This is a genomic window from Streptomyces sp. NPDC048255, assembly GCF_040652415.1.
Taxonomy (GTDB): Bacteria; Actinomycetota; Actinomycetes; order Streptomycetales; family Streptomycetaceae; genus Streptomyces.
Genome location: NZ_JBEZMA010000007.1, coordinates 71,310 through 90,733, shown reverse-complemented (window position 1 = coordinate 90,733; position 19,424 = coordinate 71,310). Strand labels below are relative to the sequence as shown.

Annotated in this window: 14 protein-coding genes and 1 pseudogene; 4 read left to right on the top strand and 11 right to left on the bottom strand. The window is 71.5% G+C overall.

All coding sequences use genetic code 11. The features are described from left to right. Position 1 precedes the first annotated feature (1 nt). The 9 genes from AB0D94_RS09040 to AB0D94_RS09000 all read right to left on the bottom strand — a co-directional run bounded on the left by AB0D94_RS09040 (position 2) and on the right by AB0D94_RS09000 (position 13,952). Positions 2-5,599: a type I polyketide synthase gene (locus tag AB0D94_RS09040; protein ID WP_362047883.1), complete on the bottom strand. Its 5,598-nt coding sequence runs from the start codon at positions 5,597-5,599 to the stop codon at positions 2-4. After that, positions 5,596-6,006, bottom strand: a complete 411-nt coding sequence (locus AB0D94_RS09035) for a phosphopantetheine-binding protein (RefSeq protein WP_362047880.1) — start codon at positions 6,004-6,006, stop codon at positions 5,596-5,598. The genes AB0D94_RS09040 and AB0D94_RS09035 overlap by 4 nt, the downstream gene beginning before the upstream one ends. A 58-nt stretch (positions 6,007-6,064) precedes the next feature. Continuing rightward, positions 6,065-6,823 (bottom strand): SDR family oxidoreductase, encoded by a 759-nt coding sequence (locus AB0D94_RS09030; protein ID WP_362047877.1) that lies wholly within the window; start codon positions 6,821-6,823, stop codon positions 6,065-6,067. Continuing rightward, complete coding sequence (locus tag AB0D94_RS09025) at positions 6,820-8,205, bottom strand: fatty acid--CoA ligase family protein (RefSeq protein WP_362047874.1); 1,386 nt, start codon at positions 8,203-8,205, stop codon at positions 6,820-6,822. The genes AB0D94_RS09030 and AB0D94_RS09025 overlap by 4 nt, the downstream gene beginning before the upstream one ends. After that, positions 8,202-10,283 (bottom strand): amino acid adenylation domain-containing protein, encoded by a 2,082-nt coding sequence (locus tag AB0D94_RS09020; protein ID WP_362047871.1) that lies wholly within the window; start codon positions 10,281-10,283, stop codon positions 8,202-8,204. Before AB0D94_RS09020 ends, AB0D94_RS09025 begins: the two co-directional genes overlap by 4 nt. Then, positions 10,280-11,431, bottom strand: coding sequence for an acyl-CoA dehydrogenase family protein (locus tag AB0D94_RS09015; protein ID WP_362047868.1), 1,152 nt, complete (start codon positions 11,429-11,431; stop codon positions 10,280-10,282). Before AB0D94_RS09015 ends, AB0D94_RS09020 begins: the two co-directional genes overlap by 4 nt. 20 nt (positions 11,432-11,451) lie before the next feature. Beyond that, positions 11,452-11,718, bottom strand: a complete 267-nt coding sequence (locus AB0D94_RS09010; protein WP_362047865.1) for a phosphopantetheine-binding protein — start codon at positions 11,716-11,718, stop codon at positions 11,452-11,454. Positions 11,719-11,752: 34 nt separating this feature from the next. Beyond that, positions 11,753-12,643 (bottom strand): 3-hydroxyacyl-CoA dehydrogenase family protein, encoded by an 891-nt coding sequence (locus tag AB0D94_RS09005; RefSeq protein ID WP_362047862.1) that lies wholly within the window; start codon positions 12,641-12,643, stop codon positions 11,753-11,755. A 73-nt stretch (positions 12,644-12,716) separates the two neighbouring features. Next, positions 12,717-13,952 (bottom strand): acyltransferase domain-containing protein, encoded by a 1,236-nt coding sequence (locus AB0D94_RS09000; RefSeq protein ID WP_362047859.1) that lies wholly within the window; start codon positions 13,950-13,952, stop codon positions 12,717-12,719. Positions 13,953-14,242: 290 nt separating this feature from the next. Here AB0D94_RS09000 and AB0D94_RS08995 point away from each other — a divergent pair, with 290 nt between their 5' ends. Both AB0D94_RS08995 and AB0D94_RS08990 read left to right on the top strand, forming a co-directional pair. Continuing rightward, positions 14,243-15,172, top strand: a complete 930-nt coding sequence (locus AB0D94_RS08995) for an aminoglycoside 3'-phosphotransferase/choline kinase family protein (protein ID WP_362047856.1) — start codon at positions 14,243-14,245, stop codon at positions 15,170-15,172. A gap of 73 nt (positions 15,173-15,245) precedes the next feature. Continuing rightward, positions 15,246-16,283: a phosphopantetheine-binding protein gene (locus tag AB0D94_RS08990; RefSeq protein ID WP_362047853.1), complete on the top strand. Its 1,038-nt coding sequence runs from the start codon at positions 15,246-15,248 to the stop codon at positions 16,281-16,283. 142 nt (positions 16,284-16,425) lie between these two features. On the opposite strand, the pseudogene AB0D94_RS08985 reads toward AB0D94_RS08990, so the two are convergent. Next, a pseudogene (locus tag AB0D94_RS08985) lies at positions 16,426-17,385 on the bottom strand (ATP-dependent helicase); the annotation flags it as partial. 64 nt (positions 17,386-17,449) lie between these two features. On the opposite strand from AB0D94_RS08985, the gene AB0D94_RS08980 reads away from it, so the two are divergent. Both AB0D94_RS08980 and AB0D94_RS08975 read left to right on the top strand, forming a co-directional pair. Further along, the gene (locus tag AB0D94_RS08980) at positions 17,450-17,701 is read left to right on the top strand and encodes a hypothetical protein (protein ID WP_362047850.1); all 252 of its coding nucleotides are present in this window, start codon (positions 17,450-17,452) and stop codon (positions 17,699-17,701) included. After that, entirely contained in the window at positions 17,701-18,093 is a 393-nt protein-coding gene (locus AB0D94_RS08975; RefSeq protein ID WP_362047847.1) for a DNA-binding protein, read from the top strand. Before AB0D94_RS08980 ends, AB0D94_RS08975 begins: the two co-directional genes overlap by 1 nt. A 136-nt stretch (positions 18,094-18,229) precedes the next feature. On the opposite strand, the gene ychF is transcribed toward AB0D94_RS08975, so the two are convergent. Beyond that, positions 18,230-19,318 carry a redox-regulated ATPase YchF gene (gene ychF, locus AB0D94_RS08970; protein WP_266934469.1) on the bottom strand — a complete coding sequence of 363 codons (1,089 nt, stop codon included), beginning with the start codon at positions 19,316-19,318 and terminating at the stop codon, positions 18,230-18,232. Between the last annotated feature and the right edge of the window lie 106 nt (positions 19,319-19,424).

The window sequence follows — 19,424 nt, the reverse complement described above, 5'->3', positions numbered from 1 at the left end:
GTCATCCCTCCTGCTCCGCCGCGAGCAGTTTTTCGAGCGCCTGGATCTCGGCGTCGTCCAGCAGGTGCAGGGAGGTGAGCAACTCCTCCGCGCGTGCGGAAGAAAGCGGCTCGCCGCCGGCGACGGACGGTTCGGTCCGCGCACCCGGGGCGTCAGTGGCGGCTTCGGCTGCCCGGCCGCCGGCCGGCCCGAGGTCCACGCCGTTCGCGGTGTCCGCGGTGGTCTCACTGTTCTCGGTGAGCCGGGCCGCCAGGACCGCGGCGAGCCCGCGGGCCGACTCGTCCTGGAGCAGATCGGTCAGCGGCAGGTCCACGGAGAGGTCCGCCCTGATCTGGCTGCGTGTCTCGATCGCGATCATCGAGTCGAGGCCCAGAGAGGTCAGTGGCACGTCCCGGTCGAAGCCGGCCTCGTCCACTCCGACCCGCTGGGCGAGCACGGAGCCGACGTAGCCGGCGACGAGCTCGTCCCGGCGCTGCGCCGATGCCGCGCCCCAGTCCCGGCGCAGCGCCTGGAGCGCTGTGCCGGCGGCCCGGGAGCGCGCGCCCGCCGGCGCCCGGTTCGCCCCGAGGTTCCCGGGGATCCGGTCGCCGACCCTCTCCAGGTACGTCCCCCAGTCCAGCGCGAAGACGCCGTACTGGGCCTCGTGGGGCCCGCCCATGATCCGGTCCAGGGCCACGAACACGGCCTCGGGGTCGAGCAGGGTGAAGCCGTTGGCGGTCATCCGTTCGCGGTGCCGGGGATCCAGTCGCGCGGTCATCCCGTCCGTGACCGGCCCCCAGCCGACGCTCAGCGCGGGCAGTCCGAGCGCCCGGCGGTGAAGGGCCAGCCCGTCGAGGAAGCTGTTGCCCGCCGCGTAATGGGCCTGTCCGGGAGAGCCGAGCAGGGCCGCGGTGGAGGAGTAGAGGACGAAGTGGTCCAGGTCCAGCCCAGCGGTGGCGCGGTGCAGGTTCCGGGCGCCGGCCACCTTCGGAGCGAGCACCCGGGCGAAGGAGTCCCAGTCCAGCCGGGACAGGACCGCGTCCTCGACCACGCCGGCGGCGTGCACGACCCCGCGCAGCGGACCGTGGTCCTGGTGCAGCCGGGTGACGAGCGCGATGGTCTCCGCCTCGTCCGAGACATCCGCCGCGACCACGGTCACCCGGACGCCCGAGGACTCCAGGCGGGCGATGACCTCTCGGGCCCGCTCCCCGGGCTCGGTGCGGCCGGTGAGCACCACATGCCGTGCCCCGCACCGGGCCAGCCACTCGGCCGTCCGCAGGCCCAGCGCGCCGAGCCCGCCGGTGACGAGGTGGCAGCCCTCGCTGCCGGCCACGAACCGCTGCGGGCCGTCCGGCCGCCCGGCCCGCAGCCGCGGGACGTACAGGGTCCCGGCCCGCAAGGCCGTCTCCCGCGCCCGTTCGGCCGGGAAGGACAGCGCCTCGGGGAGCCGGCCCAGCGAGCCGGCCAGGTCCGCGGGGTCGGCGTCGAACAACCGGACGTCGCAGTCGGACAGTTCGAACACGGCGCACCGGCCCGCGCCCCAGAGCATGCTCTGCGCGGGGCGGACGTCCTCACCGTCCGGCCGGGCCGCGACGGCCCCGCCGGTGACGAGAGCGAGAGTGGCGGGCGCTGCCCACCCGGCCTGTTCCCAGGCCCGGACGAGGGCCGGAAGGCTGCCCAGCGGCCCGCGCGGCGAGGCCGGCGACGACTCCTCGGGCCCCAGGTCGAGGGCCAGGCAGTGCAGAACCCCCATGGTCCGGCCGGAGTCGCCCAGCTCGGCCAGGAGGGCGCGGAGCTGGTCGGGGTCGGCAGGATCGAGGACGAACTCCGCGGCGCCGGTCCGCTCGAAGCGCTCCCCCGTCCGTACGACCACGGAGGAGGCGCCCCGGTCCGCGAAGGCGTCGGCAGCGGCCCGCCAGGCGCCCGCCGCGTCGGCGAGGACCAGCCAGCGCTCCGGTCCGGCGGACTCGGACGGGGTGCCGGTGAGCGGTTCCCAGACCTGGGCGTGGACAGGGGCGGGCTCGTCGGCGCCGAGCAGTCGCTCGGGGCCGACCAACCGCAGTTCCAGACCGGTCAGTTCGATGAGCGGCCGGCCCTCCGCGTCCTCGACGCGCACGTCGGCGACGGAACGGAGGTCCCCGCCGGGCTCGGGCGCGGTCCGCAGAACGGCCCGGAGCCGCGCGGTCGCGGGCACCTCGGCCGGCCGGTGGAAGAGCGCGCGCTCCACCCGGAAGGGCAGCAGCAGGCCCTCGATCTCCTGCCCGTCGAGCCCGAGGAAGGAGGTGAGGATGAGGCTCTGGACGCACACGTCGAGAAGCACGGCCCGGGCCGGCCGTCCGGTGGGCGACAGGTGTCCCGGCAGCGCGAGGTCCGCCTCGAAGACGTCCCCGCCCACCCTCAGCTCCCGCACGAGCCGGAAGGAGGGGCCCAACGCGTAGCCGCGTCGGGCGAGTTCGCGGTAGACCGACTCACCCTCGACCGTCCGGGCCTGGCCGGCCGCGGCCGCCGGCGCCGGTACCGTGACGGAGCCGGTGCCGGTGCCGGTGCCGGTGGGGCGACGCAGGACACCCTGGGCGTGGGTGGTCCAGGAGCCGTCGAGGTGGGGGGAGGCCCCGGCCCGCAGGCCGAGGACCCGGGCGGCGGTGCCGCCGTCGGCCGTCTCGTCGAAGACGAGGTGCAGGCCGCTCGGCTCGTCGGCCAGGACCAGGGCCCGGGGGAAGACGAGGTCCTCGACCAGCAGCGGTTCCCCGTCCGAGGCCGCCTCCAGCAGGGTCGCGGTGTGGTACGCGCCGGGTACCACCACCCTGTCGAGCAGCAGGTGGTCGGTGAAGAACGGGGAGGTCCCCGACAGCTCGGTCTCCCAGCGCCGCTGGGACGACCGGGGCAGCGGTACGCGACGCAGCTCCGCCTCGGTGTCCGGGCGGCGCGTGGTGGGGGCGGGAAGCCCCATCCGGGGGGACTGGGATCCGCCCGCCCCGATCCGATGGCGCTCGCCCGCGAACGGGTACGTGGGCGCCGCGATCCGACGCCGGCGCAGCGGCTGGTGGAAGGCGTCCCAGTCGATCGGGACACCGGCCGCGTCCAGTTCGGCCAGCGATTTCTGCAGCACGGTCCAGTCGCCTTCGCGAGCGCCGAGGCTCGGCAGCCACGCCGTCCCCTCGGCTCGCCGGGCCCGCCCGAAACCGGTCAGCGCGGCGCCGGGGCCCACCTCTACGAAGTGGGTGAGGTCCCGGCCGAGCAGTTCCTCGACGCAGGCGTCGAACCGCACCGGGGAGACGAGCTGGCTGGCCCAGTACTCCGCTTCGACCGCACCAGGGGCCGCCTCGGCGCCGGTCAGGTTGGTGATGAAGGGCAGCCGGGCGGGGGCGTGTGCGATCCGGGCCGCGGCCTCGCGCAGGGCGTCGGCCGCGGGTGCCACCAGCGGCGAATGGAAGGCGTGGGTGACGGCCAGGTCGACCGTGGGCCAGCGGCGGGCCCGGCACTCGGCCCGCACCGCTTCGAGGGCAGCCCGGGAGCCGGAGAGGACCACCTGGTCCGGGGTGTTGCGCACGGCGACGGCCAGCTCCCGCGCCCAGGGGGCGACCAGCTCCGCCAGTGCGTCGAGGTCGGGGCAGCGCACCGCGGTCATCCCGCCGCCCGGGGCGAGGTCGGCCATGACGCGGCCCCGACGGGCGACCAGGCGCAGCCCGTCCTCGGCGGTGAGGACACCGGCGGCGTACGCGGCGGCGTACTCGCCGAGGCTGTGCCCGGCCACGGCCGCGGGCCTGATCCCCCACGAGCTCCACAGCTCGTACAGGGCGATCTGCAGCAGGTACGTGGCGGGCTGGAGCAGGTCCGCCCGGGCCAGCAGGGGCGCTCCCTGTTCGCGGTCGAACAGCACCGTCCTCGGGGAGGCGCCGGTCAGGTGCTCGAAGAGGTCGGCGTGCCGGTCGATCGAGGCCCGGAAGCCGGGGTGCGCGGCGTACAGCTCCCCGCCCATGCCGGGGTACTGCGAGCCCTGTCCGGAGAAGAGCAGGACGGGCTCGGCCCGGCGGGCGGAGTGCGTGTGCACGGTGTTCGCCCGCGGGCTGCCGTCGAGCCAGGCCTCCAGCTGATCGGCGGCCTCCGTGACGGACTCGGCGAGTACGCCGACCCGGTGCGGCAGGCGCCGGCGGCCGACCTGCGCCGTGTGAGCGAGGTCGGCGAGGTCACCCGGCTCCGCCCCGCGCAGGTGGTCGATCCAGCGGCGGGCGGCAACGGCCAGCGCGCCCGCGGTCCCCGCCGAAACGGTGACGAGTTCCCGGGGCAGCGACACCGGGTCGGCGGGGGCGGTCTCGGGGGCCTGCTCCAGCACGGCGAAGGCGTTGGTGCCACCGATGCCGAGGGAGTTGACGGCCGCCCGGCGGGGCGTGCCGCGCCAGCGCGCGGGCTCGATGTTGACGTCGAACCCGCGGGCCGCCAGCTTGAGCCGGGGGTTGGGCTCGTTCAGATACGGGTTGGGCGGGATGACGCCGTGGTGCAGTGCCAGCACTGTCTTGATCAGCCCGGCGACACCGGCCGCCGCCTCCAGGTGGCCGACGAGGGCCTTGACGGACCCGACCAGGCGACCGTCGCCCTCGCCGAGGGCCCGGGAGAGCGCGGTGATCTCCAGAGGGTCACCCAGCAGGGTGCCGGTGCCGTGCGCCTCGACGTACTCGATGGTGCCGGGGTCCACGTCAGCGACCAGCAGCGCCTGGCGCATCGCGCCGAGCTGCCCCGCGACACTGGACGCCCCGTAACTGGTCTTGGCGCCACCGTCGTTGTTGACGGCGGTGCCCCGGATGACGGCGTACACGGTGTCGCGGTCCCGCAGCGCGTCGGCGAGCGGCTTGAGCACCACGGCGCCCACGCCGCTGCCGAAGACCGTGCCGCGCGCGGCGGCGTCGAAGGGGCGGCAGCGCCCGTCCGGGGAGAGGATGCCCTCCTCGTGGGCGAGGTAGCCGGCGTGGGACGGCACGCGCACCGTCACGCCCCCCGCGACGGCCGTGTCGCACTCGCCGTTGAGCAGGCTCTGACAGGCCAGGTGCACCGCCACCAGCGAGGTGGAGCAGGCTGTCTGGACGCTGAGGCTCGGCCCTGTCAGGCCGAGGCGGTAGGAGACCCGCGTGGCGAGGAAGTCCTTGTCGTTGCCGAGGTGTTCCAGGGAGGCCGTGGGGTCGAGGAAGCGTCCGCCGGCCCCGAGCACCTCCGGCAGATAGCCGGCGAGGACGCCGCCGGCGCCGCCGAACACGCCCACGGAGGCACCGACGGGCCGGGGGTCCAGCCGTCCGGCGTGCTCCAGGGCCTCCCAGCAGGTCTCCAGGAAGAGCCGGTGCTGCGGGTCCATCAGCTCGGCCTCGCGCGGGGAGATGCCGAAGAGGCCGGCGTCGAACCGGTCCACGTCGTCCAGGGCCGCGGCGGTCCGGACGTAGTCGGGGTGGCCGGTCCAGCGCGGGTCCACGCCCGCGCGGCGCAGGTCGTCCTCCGTGAGGTCCCGCAGGCCGGGGCGACCCTCCGCGACGTTCTCCCAGAAGGCGCCGACATCGGCCGCGCCTGGGAAGCGCCCGGCCAAGCCGATGACGGCTATCCGCCCCTCGTGCGGGGAGACGGTGCCGTCGCTCATGCCCCGCCTCGCGCCTGAGCACGCAGGTCCCGGCCGCGCCGGGCGGCCTCACGACGAGCCGCGGCGGCGTCCTCACCGGCCGCCGCCGGGGCAGCGGCGGGGGCCCAGGTGGGCCCGCTCGCGGCGTCGGTCGCGGCGGCAGCCAGGTCACCGGTCCCGGCCGCCGCCGCCAGGTCATAGGCGTCGTACAGGTCGCCCACCGTGCGGACGTCGGTGATGGGGACGAGTTCGATGAAGGGGTCGAGGTCGAGTTCCTGTTCCAGCACCGCGGTGATCCGCGCGAGGTGCAGCGAACTCAGCCCGAGTCCGTCGACCAGGAGGTCGCCGGGGGCGATGTCCTCGATCGGCCCGGACACCTCCTCGACCACGTCCAGGACGACGGCCTTGATGATCTCTCTGCTGCTCACTGCTCTCCTACGGAACGGGTGGATGCGGGGTGGGGAAGGCGGGACGGCATCCGGGACGTCAGCACGTGTAGCCGCCGTCGACCGTGATCGTCTGCCCCGTGACGAACCGGGCGGCGTCGGAGACGAGGAAGGCGAAGACGGCCACCATGTCCTCGATCGTCCCGAGCCGCCCCAGCGGCGTCCGCCGGGTGATGCGGCGACGCGTCTCCGCCGGCATGTTCTCGGTCATCGCGCTCTCGAAGTAGCCGGGCGCCAGCCCGACCACGCGGACGCCGGCGGGCCCGACCTCACGGGCCAGGCTCCGCGTCAGCCCGTCGAGGGCGGCCTTGGCCGCGCTGTACACGGTCACCCCGGTCTGGCCGCGTGTGGCGTTGATCGAGGACACATTGACCACGCAGCCGCCGCCCCCGGCGAGCATCGGCTTGAGACAGGCCCGGGTGAGCAGCAGCGGCAACGTCAGATTGACCTGGAGCGAGCGCTCGATGTCGGCGGGGCGGGTGAGCGAGAGCAGCCCCTCCAGTCCGATCGCCGCGTTGTTCACCAGGAGGTCCACCCGGCCGAAGCCGCGCCCGACCTCGCGGACGAACCGCTGGACTTCGTCCCCGTCCCCACCGTCGATCGGGCTCCAGTGGAGCGCGTCCGCGTACTCGGGCACGTCCCGCAGGGCCTTGAGCTCCTCGGTCTCCGTGCGGCTGAACGTGGCCACGCGGTAGCCGCTGTCCAGCAAGTGGCGGACGAAGGCCAGGCCGAGGCCGCGGCTGCCGCCGCTCACAATCGCTACCGGACGATCGGCCAGGGCCGCGTTCTCACTGGTCATGCGTTCCATCCCTGTCGCTTGAAGCGGCTTCCGTGCAAGGGTTCCTCGGCGCGTACGAAGACAGCGGGGATCTCGTGCGGAGCCAGCCGGTCCTTGCAGAAGAGCCGCAGACGCTTCGTCATCAGGCGCGGCTCCTCGTCCTCCAGGAGGTCCACACGGGCGGCGACGACCTGTCCCGTGATGGCGTTCGGCCGCCCGTGGACGACCACGTCACGCACGTTGGGGGCCTGGAGCAGGACGTTCTCGACCCGCGCGGGGAAGACCTTCTCGCCGCCGATGTTGATGATCTTCGAGCGTCGTCCGATCACCCGGAGCGAGCCGTCGGCCCCCTCCTCCACCAGGTCCCCGGTGTTCAGCCAGCCGTCGGCCTCGAACGGATCGGCGCTGTTGAGGTAGCCGAGCATGCTGCCGGGCGAACGCACCCACAGCACCCCGTCCACGATCTTCGTCTCGAACCCGTCCCCGCCGATCCGCATCCCCAAGGAGGTCGAGGACTCGGAGCGGGTCGGCAGGATCCCGGTCTCGGTCAGGCCGTAGGTCTGCTTCAACCGCACGTCGGGGAAGGTGCGCGCGAGGTGCTGCAGCGTCACTTCCCGCATGGGCTCCGTCCCGTAGGTGATCAGCCGCAGCGAGGACAGGTCGTGGTCCCGCTGTGCGCCCGAGATCAGGAGCATGTTGAGGAAGGTCGGCGTGGTGGGCAGCAGTTCCACCCGGTGTTCCTCCACCGCCCGGCAGATCGCCTCGGCGGTCCGCCGCGGCTCGACGACCGCGGTCCCCCCGTTGCACAGGGTGTGGAAAAGGGTGTTCACCCCGCCGATGTGGTCGAACCCGAGGAACTGGAGGGTGCGCCAGGGCCGGCTCGTTTCGACGCGGAACCGGTCGAGGAGCCTCGGCAGCGACAGCACCGCCGCCTTGGTCTCGCCGGTGCTCCCCGAGGAGAAGAGCACCAGACCCGGTTCGCCCTCGGCCCGCAGCCCGCGCAGCAGCGGGTGGCCCTCGCCCTCCGGCCGGGGCAGGACGGTGGCGGTCCACTCCTCCGGGCCGGTGAACTCGAACACGGTCTCCACCTCGGCGGTGGCGAACCGGGGCGAGCGGGCCTCGGGCGCCGGGTCCCGGGGGGACATGGGCACCACCGTGCATCCGGCCCGCGCCAGCGCGAGGATCAGCGCGACGGTCCCCGGCAGGGCGTGGCCGATCACGGCCACGACGGAACCGGGCCGCACTCCTGTCCCCTGCCACGCCCGCGGCCACTGCTCGACACGGGTCACGAGGTCCGTGTAGTCGGCCGATCCGCCCGGGCCGATGACGGCCTCCTGGTCGCCGAAGCCCGCGAGCCGCTCCAAGAGCCAGTCCATACGCGGGGTCGTCCCCGGTTCGGTCACAGCCGTACTCCTTGTTCCCGGACCGACGGATCCGCGAGGGAGCGTCGGTCGATCTTTCCGCTCGCCGTGCGCGGCAGTCCCTCGAAGCGATCGAACGTGGACGGGACCATGTACGGGGGAAGGCGTTCTCCGAGGTGGGCACGGAGCGCCGGCGCCGACAGATCCGGCCCGCCCGCCACAGCGGCGCGCAGCAGGGAGAGGCCGGGGCCGGGCGTCTCCAGACGGACGGCGCACTCGACCACGCCGGACGCCTCCAGCAGTACGTCCTCGATCTCCTGGAGATCGATCCGGATCCCCCGGAGCTTGATCTGGAGGTCGTCCCGGCCGAGGAAGTCGATGTCCCCGGAGGGAAGCCACCGCACGATGTCGCCGGTGTCGTACATCCGCTCCGTCGGCCGCCCGTACTCCGGCACGAACCGCTCCGCGGTCAGCCGCTCGTCCCCCAGGTAGCCGCGGGCCACCGGTACTCCGGCCACGTGCAGCGTGCCGAAGAGACCGACGGGCATCGGCCGGCCGTGCCGGAGCACGTACAGGCGCGTATTGTCGATCGGGCGCCCGATCGGGATCCGGCCCGGAGCCGGGCCCGGCGGGCAGGTGTGGGCCGTCACGTCCACGGTGGTCTCCGTGGGGCCGTACAGGTTGACCAGCCGCGGCCCGGCAGAGCCGCCGAGCGTCTTGTCACAGGCGTCCGCGACCGGCGCGGGCAGGCTCTCCCCGCTGGAGAAGACCCACCGCAGCGAGGACAGGGCTCCGGCCGTACCGGCCGCGGCCACGTGGTCCACGAAGACGTTCAGCATGGACGGCACGAAGTGCACGGCCGTGACCCGTTCCCGCTCCACCGTCTCGACGATCGCGAGCGGGAAGCGTTCCATGCCGGGCGCGAGCAGGTGCATCCGAGCGCCGGTGAACATCCACCAGAACAGCTCCCACACGGACACGTCGAAGATCACCGGGGTCTTCTGGAGCAGCGTGTCCTCGGGGCCGAGGGGATGGTTCCGCTGCATCCAGGCGAGTCGGTTCACCACCGAACGGTGCTCGACCATCACGCCCTTGGGACGACCCGTCGAGCCCGAGGTGTACAGGACGTAGGCCAGATCCCGCGGGCCGGCGTACTCCTCGGCCGCCGCCGCCGACGCGTACAGCAGCGGGTCGTCGAGGGCGAGGACCTCCACCGGCGCACCCTCGACCAGGCCGACGAGGGAACGCTGGGCGAGCACCGCCACGGCGCCGCTGCGTTCCAGGGTCTCCGCGAGCCGCCGGGGCGGCGACTGCGGGTCCAGCGGCAGGTACGCGCAGCCCGCCTTCAGGATGCCGAGCAGGGCGACGGGCAGTTCCAGGGAGCGCTCCGCGAGCACGGCGACGATCCCCCCGGAAACACCCTCCAGGCGCGCGCGGAGCGCGCCGGCGAGCCGGTCCGTGCGCTCGTCCAGGTCCCGGTAGGTCAGTCGCTCGCCGTCGGTGCTCACCGCGACCCGGTCCGGATGCCTGCGGGCCTGCTCCCGGAAGATCCCGTGCAAGGTGACGTCGTCGCGGAACTCGCGATCGGTGGCGTTGAAGGCGCCGAGGACCCGGTCCGCGTCCTCGGCCAGCAGCTCACAGGACCCGACGGTCCGTCCCGGATCGTCCGCCACCTGCCGCAGCAAGGTCAGGAAGACCCCGGGAAAGATGCCGGGCTCCACGTCCACGCCCGGCTCCGAGGTCGCGGACAGCCGGCCCTCCGACAGGTCCAGCGTCAGCCGGCGGACGGCACCGCCCTCGATGCCGGCCCCGGAGCCGAGCACCACGAGGTTCCCGGGCAGCCCACCCGCCGGACCGTCCGCGCCTGTCCCGGCGGACCGGGTGGTCCCGGCGATCCGGGCGGCCAGCGCCGCGAACGGCTCGTCCGGGTCCACGTCGGTCGCGATCACCCGAGGCGCCAGGCCGTCGGAGGCCGCGAAGCCGAACCGGACCGGCTCCCCGTACGCGGTGTAGTGCAGGGCCACCGCGGCGACCGCCGGCACCAGCTCGGCCGGGGGCACCGGGGCAGCGTCCAAGGCCGCGCACAGGTCCGGATCGAGCGCGACGCTCCACGCGGTCACGTCACACGTCCTTGCGCGGCTGCCCGCACCAGGCGGGGCGCGAGCATCCGTTCGATGATCTGGCCGGTGCCCTCGATGATGTTGAGCACCTTCGCGTCCCGGTAGGCACGGGCGACGATGCCGGCACCCAGCACGCCTGAGGAACCGAGGAGTTGGACCGTCTGGGAGGCGTGCTCCTCCAGCGCCCGGCAGGCGAAGTATTTGGCCATCAGGACGCGGTCCGTCATGGCGGGATCACCCGCGTCCATACTGCGGGAGGCGGCCACGCACAGCAGTCTGGCGGCCTCGAGGTCCGTGCCCATCCGGGTGATCAGGGTCTGGATCTGCCCGTGCTCGATCAGTGTGCGGCCGAAGGCCTGTCGCTCAGCGGCGAACGCGGCACCGGCCTGGAAGACGGCCCGGAGCATGCCCACGGCCATCCAGGCCACCGCGTGCCGGCCGTGCTCCAGAGCGACGGGCGCGAGCACGCTGATCCCGAACCCGTCCCGTCCGACGACGTTCTCGGGGGCCACCTCGCAGTCCTCGAACTCGACCCGGGCCAGCCGGGCCGCGCGCAGCCCGAGCAGGTCCTCCATCGGCTCGGTGCGCAGGCCGGGGGTACCGCGCTCCACGACACAGGCAACCGACCGGCCGGCCCGCTGGGCGAACACGAGGAAGACATCGGCGACGGCGCCGAAGGTGATGAACACCTTGGTCCCGTTGAGCACCAGCCGGCCATCGCGCTCGGCGAGTTCGGTGGTGAGGAGAGAAAGGTCACTGCCGGCCTGGGGTTCCGTCATGCAGACGGCGGCAAGCCGCTCCCCCTTGGCCAGTGCGGGCATGACCCCGGCCCATTGGTCTTCGGTACCCCACTTGGCGATGGTCTGGGCCGCCATCCCGTGGACGTTCACCAGGGAGGCGAGAGAGGCGCTGACACCTCCCAGAGCCTCGTGGATCAGGCCCGTCTCCAGGGCGCTCACCCCGCCGCCGCCCCACTCCGCGGGCAGGGCCGCACCCAGTAGGCCCTGGTCCGCGCACCACCGGACGACCTCCTCGGGAAAGTCACCGGTCCGCTCCCAGTCCGCGGCCCGGTCTCCCCAGGCGCTCTCGATGAGCGCCACCAACTCCCGGTGCCGGTTCGCCTCGGCCGGGGACAGCAGATGCTGCATGTCGCTCCGCTCCGTGGCCGTCAAGAGGTCACCGAAGCCGTCGTCTTCCGTATGACGAACTCCACGATCTTGTTCACCGTCGAGAAGTTCTTCAGCTCCAGGTCGACCACGGTGACCTTGAAGCGGAAGCGGCCCTCCAGGAAGCCGATGAGCTGGACCGCGAACAGGGAGTTCACCCGGCCCGTCTCGAACAGGTCCTCGTCCGGGTCCGGGGTCCCCGACGCGTCGTACTGCGCCAGGTGGGACAGGACGACCTCTTCGATTTCCGCACGCGAAGAACCGCTCATGACAGTCCGCCTCTCTCTTTGTCAGGTCCGCTTGTCAGTGCTGTTGCCGCACGGGGTAGGAGTAGAAGCCCCCGCCGGTCTTGCGCCCGAGCCGACCGGACTTCACCAGGTCGCGCATCAGGTCCGAGCAGACGAACTTCTCGTCGCCGTAGCTCTCCAGTAGGTGGTCGAGGGTCAGGGCCACCGTGTCGAGGCCGATGAGGTCGGCCGTCTCCAGAGGCCCCATGCGGTGCCCGAAGCACTTCTTGAACACGGCGTCCACCACGGCCGGTTCGACCCCGTGCTCCTCGACCACGCGGCTGGCCTCGTTGAAGAAGAGGTGCGAGATCCGGTTGCTCACGAACCCGGGGAAGTCGCCCACTACGATCCCCTCCTTGCCCAGATCGGCGAGCAGGCCGCGGACGTAGTCCAGGCACTCGTCCGAGGTCTCCGCCCCTCGCATGATCTCGACCGCGTCCTTGAGGTACGCGGGATTCATGAAGTGGATGCCGATCGTGAGCGAGGGGCGCGAGGTGAGGGCCGCGAGCCGGCCGATGGGAATGCTCGACGTGTTCACTCCGATCCCGACCCCGGCCGGCAGGATCCGGTCCAGTTCCAGGTAGAGGTCCCGCTTCACTTCCCAGATCTCGCTGACGTTCTCGACCACGAACTCGCAGCCGCGCAGTCGCTCCAGATCCGTGGTGAACTCGACGGCCGCTACGGCGTCCTCCTCCGGCACCCGGGGCAGCTCCGGCCGCAGCATCGGGCCGAACCGGGCGGCCTCGACGATCCGTTCGCGCGCCTCGGTCAACCGCTCCTCGGAGAGGTCGACGAGCACGACCTTGAAGCCGTGCAGCACGAAGTCGGCACACACGGTGGAACCGATGCCACCGGCACCGACCACACCGAGGGTGCGGGTGAGAGCAGGATGGAGTTCATTGGTCATGACATTCTCCTGAAAGTCGACATGGCGAAGCCGTCCCTTCCGGGGTCCGCGCCCGCCCGGCCCGGTCAGAGGTTCAGGCCGCCCGCCATGCCCGGCCACCGAGCACGCGGTTGATCCGGCCCTGCCCGTCCACCCCTGTCAGCCCCTTGGCCTCCAGGATCCGGTGGACCCACGTCAGGGCCGCCTCGACGTCGGCCGCCGCGAGTCCGGCGCCCTCCCGGGCCCGGGCGTCGAGCGCGACCAGCTCGCGCTGGGCCCGCGCGATGAGTTCGAGCCGGTCGGGATCCTGCCGGCGGGTGGGGGTGCTCGCGGCTACCCGCAGGCAACCGCGGACCACGTCCGCGTGGTCGGCCGGTCCGACCGACATGGCGTCCCGCAACGCGGTCGTCCCGGGGTACTGGGCGACGGACCACCCGGTCACGTTCTTGGTCGTCTTCTCCAGCAGGAAGCGCAGCACGTTGCCGGGCCCCACCTCAAGGGCCCCGCCCACTCCCTCGGCGACCAGCCGGCGTTGGACGTCGAGCCAGCGCACCGGGGCAACCAGCTGCTCGGCCAGCAGCTCCCGGGACCCGTCACCGCCGGGATGCGGCTCGGCGGTCACGGTGGAGAGCACGGGAACCGAGGGTGCGGCGATGTCGAAGGGCTTCAGCAACGCCGTCATCTCGTCGGCGGCGGCCCGCATCAACTCGCTGTGGTACGGCCCCTCCATGCCCAAGGGGTAGACCAACGCGCCCCGCGCCTCCAGCTCCTCCGCCACCGCGAGCAAGTCGCCCTGCGGGCCTGAGATCGCGAGTTGGAGGGGTGCGTCGTACGCGGACACGCTGACCCGGCGCCCTGCCCGCGCGGCCCTCGCGCAGGCGGACTCGACCACCTCGGGCCGGAGGTTCAAGACCCACATCATGGTGCCGTCGAGCTTCGACGCCGCGTTGCGGATCACCGCACCGCGCTGCCGGACCAGCTCCAGTCCGTCGGCGAACGACAGGGCGCCGGCCGCGCAGAGCGCGGAATACTCGCCGAGGCTGTGTCCCGCGTGGAAGGAGAATTCCAGTCCGAGTTCGGCGGTCATGACCCGATACATGGCCACACTGGTGACGAAAGTGCCCAGTTGGGACTCTTCCTGCCGATTCAGATCCTTCCGGTGCTCCGCCGAGAAGCAGAGTTTCGGAAAGTCCATTCGCAGGACGTCGGAGGCTTCGTCGAGGGTCCGGCGGTAGATCTGGAACCTGTCGAACAATTCTTTGCCCATGCCAGTGTGCTGGGCACCGACCCCCGGAAATATCGCGGCATGCCGCGACGCCAAAGGCAGCACTTCTTCCCCCCCGAGCTCTCTGCGGGATCGCCTTCTCGTAAAAGATCATCCGCAGCAGTGAGCTGGAAGTTACCAGCAGGTCGCGGAGGCGTCAATCATCGTCAGCACATCGTCTGACTAGGTCATTTACCCCCTCACTCACCCACACCAGGCACCACCGGGGATACCGGACCCACCCAGTCCGGCAGCCGAGAACCGCGGGTCGGACCCACTCCCGGGGACACCGTCGGAACCAGCGGACCATCAGAAGATCTTTACGAACGCATCGCCCCCGCTATACCGTGACGGGCATGCTGCCTGCCGTGGACACAGACGAACAGTGGGACAAAGTGATCCCCGACGACGAGGCACTCCGACCCGGAGTGGAGAGTCTCTGCGCCCGCCTCGGTTTCGCCGATGTCCAACCCATTCGGTACCCCGATGGCTCGGAGCCGGTCTACGCGCTCGGTGACCGCCATGTCCTCAAACTGTTTCCCCGGATGTGGATCCAGGACGCAGTCACGGAAAACCGGGTTCTGGAGTACCTCCAAGGGCGCCTGCCGATCCCCGTACCGGAGTTGCTGGAATTCGGGGAGTACGAGGACGGGTGGCACTACGTCCTGATGTCGCAACTTCCGGGGGAGGGCCTCGCGAAGGCCTGGCCGCAGATTCCGGAAGCCGACCGGGACCGCATCGTCACCGAAGTCGGGGAAGCCCTGGCGGTCCTGCATTCGCTCGACCCCGCACCCCTCACCGATGTCCTGGGGCCTGAGAACTGGGACGCCGCCCTGGCGAAGCGCCGCGCACGAGCCGTCGAACGACAGCGTGAACGCGAGCTGCCGGAGCAGTGGTTGGAGCAGATCCCGGACTTCCTGGACTCCGTCCCGCTCGCCACGGATCGGCCCCACTCCCTGCTGCACACCGAAGTGATGCGGCAGCACCTGATCGTCGACCCCGACGGCTGGCGGCTGACCGGGCTCATCGACTTCGAACCGGCCATGATCGGGGATCGCGCCTACGACTTCGTCGGTATCGGCCTGTACGTCTCCTGCGGCGATCCACGCCTGCTGGGACGGATCATGAAGGCGTACGGGCACGAGTTCGACCCGCGCGAACTCCTCGCTCACACGCTGCTGCACGTCTACAGCAACCTGCCGAGGTACTTCAAGGACCTCCCCGCACCGCCCGAGCCCACCCTCGACTCGCTCGCCGAGACGTGGTTCGGCACCAAGCAGGCATGATCCACCTCCCCGCCCGACCCCTCCGCGCCCCCGAGCCGGTGGCCGGGCCCGGAATCCCGGACGGGCACCGGACGTGACTTTCGAAGGCGGCACGACCGTCTGGCACTGGGAAGCTCCCGACGCTCCCCGGCCCGAGGACCTCCGGCTGCTCAGTGCGGAGGAACTGGACCGCTCGGCCGGTATGACGTCCCGTCGCGCCGCCGAGTTCGTCACCAGCCGGGCGGCCGTCCGGTCCATCCTCTCGGAGCTGTTCGGCACGGCGCCCGGCCACATCGTCCTGGGCCGGCGGGCGTGCCCGGGGTGCGGGGGGACGGACCACGGACCGCCCGCGCTCGTCCACCCCGACACACCTCTGTGGATCAGCGTGTCCCACACCGTCGGCCGCGGGGCCCTCGCCCTCAGTGACCGACCCGTCGGCGTGGACGTGGAGGAGCGGCGCACGGTCGAGATTCCACAACTCGCCCGGACCGTCCTCTCCACCGGAGAACGCCAGTGGCTGGACGGGCTCCCTGACGACCGCGCCCGCCTCCTGGGCTTCTTCAAGTGCTGGACGCGCAAGGAGGCCGCCCTGAAGGCGATCGGCATCGGCATCACCGGCGACCTGCGGGCCTGGCACAGCCACCCGGACCAGGCCGACGACATCGTGATGGACGCCCCCGCGGCCGGCCCCTCGGGTACGTGGCGGGTACGGGACCTGGATGTGGGCCCGCACTGGTCCGCCGCCGTCAGTGGCCCCGCCGACGCCTCGGGACCGCTCCGCGTCCGCCCCTGGACCCGGCGGCCGCCCCTCACCCGCGAATCCTCGAGAACAGGCCAACAGATGACCACGACCCACGGCGCGAACGGAACCGCCCGCGACAGGGACTCCCTCGACTCCGTCCTCCTCTTCTGGAGGGAACTCCTCGGTGTACCGGAGATCCACCCCGACGACGACTTCTTCGACCTGGGCGGCACCTCACTGCGCGCCGTGCGATTCGTGCTGCGCGTCCGCCGGGAGTTCGGCATCGACCTGGCCGCCACAGCCCTGACCAACGCCGGCACAGCCCGACAGTGCGCGGAAGTAATAGATTCCCTCCGCTCACCACATCCCAGCCCCACCCCCGCCGCATGAGCGGTCAGTAGCGGTATCGAGCCGCAGCACATCCAGCACGCGCGACCGGCCTGTCCGCGCCACAGCGCACATCGTGTACACATGGGACACCGGTCCACCGTTTGCGAGACCTGATTGCCGCTGACTCCACGTCAGAACATCTCTGTCCCTCGGCGGCCAAGTGTGCCGGCACGGCGATCGCCTGGATGGTCTTCCCGAGGCCCATCTCGTCGCCGAGTATCACCTTGCGCTGCGCAAGCGCGAACCGCGCGCCGAACGCCTGGTAACCGCGCAGGGAGACCCGCCGGTGCGCGTCGTCGAGGTGTTGGGTCCGTATTCGCTCGGCAATGTCGTCCGGCAGGAAGCCCTCGGCGGCGGCCGCGTCCGGCAGCCGCCCGGAAATCTCGGCGAGCAGACTGTAGTACTCGGCAGAGCGGAGTACTAAGTCCACCCAGGCCGCGATATCGGACGACCCCCGGAGCAGGTCCACCGATGCCTGGGCGAGCAGCCTAGGCAGGCCCGCCCGCTCCTCCTCATCCACCAGCGACCGGATCTCGGTGACCGCCGCCAACGCGCGAGCCTTCTTCTCCTGGCCCGCCAGGAGCATCCGGATTCGTCCGGCGGCGGGCCTGGCGTCGGCGAGCAACGGACCGAGCCGTTCCGACAAGACGGCGGCCTTGTCAACCGCACGCCGAGCGTCGGGGCCGGCCTCCACCAGTACGCGCAAGGCCATGACGAGCGCGCTGGTGCTCGGTTCCGGCCGGTCCACGTCGATGTGGACTGCCACGGTCTCGTGCACAGCCTCGGAGAGCCGGCGGGCGGCGGCGAGCATCTGGTCAACGGTGCGCTGCCCGACACCGGGAATCTGCCGCAACCGGTAGGGGTCTGCTTCGAGAACACTTGCCCAATGTGTGCAGTCCGCTCTTCTCGACGCTCCCCGGCCGCAGCCGCCCTTCGGTGACGTCCTGCAGTCGGGCGACAGGGGTGGCGTCGAGCTCCCGCTTCACCGCTGCGTCGTAGATCGGCTTCAGTGCCGCCCGTACCGCCCCTCTCTCGCCCTCCCCGCATCCTCCCACCGCCGGCACGGGGGGGGGCCGGCGGACGTTCGCGGTGCCCTGCGGATCGATCGGACGCCACGGGGAGCTATTCACGCCCGGAGACTTACGACCGCCGGTAGGATCGGCACCATGAGTGGTAGCAGAAAGTACTCCATCAGCCTGCCCGAGCACCTCGCCGAGGCCGTACGCGCCCACGTCGGGCCCGGCGGTTTCTCCGCCTACGTCGCCGAGGCCCTCGAACAGCGGGTCGCCATGGACAAGCTGCGGGAGATCGTCGCCGACTTCGAGACCGACAATGAAGAACTCACCCGCGAAGAGATTGAGGCCGCCCGCGCGCTGCTGCGCCACGACCACCGTCAGGCCGACGGGGCCGCCGCCTGATGCCTGGCACCCTACTGCTCGACAGCGAGGGCCTCTCGAAGCTCTACCGCAAGGACCGCGCCGTCTTCGCTCTGGTCCAGGCGGCGTCGGAGGAGGGCGTGCGCGTTGCCACCAGCGCCATGACCACCCTTGAGGCCGACTACGAGCGCATCCACGCGGCCCGCATCAAGTGGGTCCTCTCCCGCGTCGACGTTCACGACGTCACCAAGGAGATCGCTGACCAGGCCGCCGCCCTCCTTCGCGCCCATCACCTTCACGGCCACAAGTACGCCATCGATGCCGCTCTCGCCGCCATCGCTCGCAACGCGCCCCGGCCGGTCACTGTCCTCACTTCTGACCCTGAGGACCTGACACTCCTGTGCGGTCCTTCCGTGGAGGTCGTCAAGGTCTGAGACCGTGTCGACCTCCACGCCGACCAGACCAAACGTTGTCACCGCATCACGGGGTCGAACCGTTCCGCGGACTGTTGCGGACAGCACAAGGGCCTGACCCGCGTTCTCGCAGGTCAGGCCGCCTCTGGGTATGCGATCAGACGTTGAAGCGGAACTCCACCACGTCGCCGTCCTGCATGACGTAGTCCTTGCCCTCCATGCGGGCCTTGCCCTTCGCGCGGGCTTCCGTCACCGAGCCGCAGGCGACCAGGTCCGCGAAGGAGATGACCTCGGCCTTGATGAAGCCGCGCTGGAAGTCGGTGTGGATGACGCCGGCCGCCTCGGGGGCCGTCGCGCCCTGCTTGATCGTCCAGGCGCGGGTTTCCTTCGGGCCTGCCGTCAGGTACGTCTGGAGGCCCAGGGTCGCGAAGCCGACGCGGCCGAGGGTGGCCAGGCCCGGCTCCTCCTGGCCGACCGACTGGAGGAGCTCCAGGGCTTCCTCGTCGTCCAGCTCGGAGAGGTCCTGCTCCAGCTTCGCGTTCAGGAAGATCGCCTCGGCGGGGGCGACCAGCGCCGACTGCTCCGCCTTGAAGGCGTCGTCCGTCAGCTCGTCCTCGTCCACGTTGAACACGTAGAGGAAGGGCTTCGTGGTCAGCAGGTGCAGCTCGTGCAGGAGGTCGCCCTGCTCCGTGCCCTTGGTGATGCCCTTCGAGAAGAGCGTGTCACCGGCTTCGAGGATCTTCTTCGCCTCGACGACCGCCGCCAGGACCGCGACCTTCTCCTTCTGGAGACGGGACTCCTTCGTCAGGCGCGGCTCCGCCTTCTCGATGGACTGGAGGTCGGCGAGGATCAGCTCGGTGTTGATGGTCTCGATGTCGTCCTTGGGCGAGACCTTGCCGTCGACGTGCACGACGTTCTCGTCCTTGAAGGCACGGATGACCTGGCAGATCGCGTCCGACTCACGGATGTTCGCGAGGAACTTGTTGCCCAGGCCCTCACCCTCCGACGCGCCGCGCACGATGCCGGCGATGTCGACGAAGTCGACCGTCGCCGGGAGGATCTTCTGCGAGCCGAAGATGCCGGCGAGGACCGCGAGGCGCGGGTCCGGGACGCCGACGACGCCGACGTTCGGCTCGATGGTGGCGAACGGGTAGTTGGCCGCCAGCACGTCGTTCTTGGTCAGGGCGTTGAACAGGGTCGACTTGCCGACATTCGGCAGGCCGACGATTCCGATCGTGAGCGACACGTTGGCGACTTCCCGTAGCTGGAGGGGGCGGCGGCCCGGAGGTGGGCCGTCGGACAGTTTACTTTCAGATGAGTGGCGGTGGATGTACGCGTGTCCGCGCCCGGTT

Bases quoted from the DNA above. Each gene is read 5' to 3' on its own strand.
- AB0D94_RS09040 (WP_362047883.1), bottom strand. From the start codon at position 5,599: ATGAGCGACGGCACCGTCTCCCCGCACGAGGGGCGGATAGCCGTCATC.
- AB0D94_RS09030 (WP_362047877.1), bottom strand. From the start codon at position 6,823: ATGACCAGTGAGAACGCGGCCCTGGCCGATCGTCCGGTAGCGATTGTG.
- AB0D94_RS09015 (WP_362047868.1), bottom strand. From the start codon at position 11,431: ATGCAGCATCTGCTGTCCCCGGCCGAGGCGAACCGGCACCGGGAGTTG.
- AB0D94_RS09010 (WP_362047865.1), bottom strand. From the start codon at position 11,718: ATGAGCGGTTCTTCGCGTGCGGAAATCGAAGAGGTCGTCCTGTCCCAC.
- AB0D94_RS09005 (WP_362047862.1), bottom strand. From the start codon at position 12,643: ATGACCAATGAACTCCATCCTGCTCTCACCCGCACCCTCGGTGTGGTC.
- AB0D94_RS08995 (WP_362047856.1), top strand. From the start codon at position 14,243: ATGCTGCCTGCCGTGGACACAGACGAACAGTGGGACAAAGTGATCCCC.
- AB0D94_RS08980 (WP_362047850.1), top strand. From the start codon at position 17,450: ATGAGTGGTAGCAGAAAGTACTCCATCAGCCTGCCCGAGCACCTCGCC.
- AB0D94_RS08975 (WP_362047847.1), top strand. From the start codon at position 17,701: ATGCCTGGCACCCTACTGCTCGACAGCGAGGGCCTCTCGAAGCTCTAC.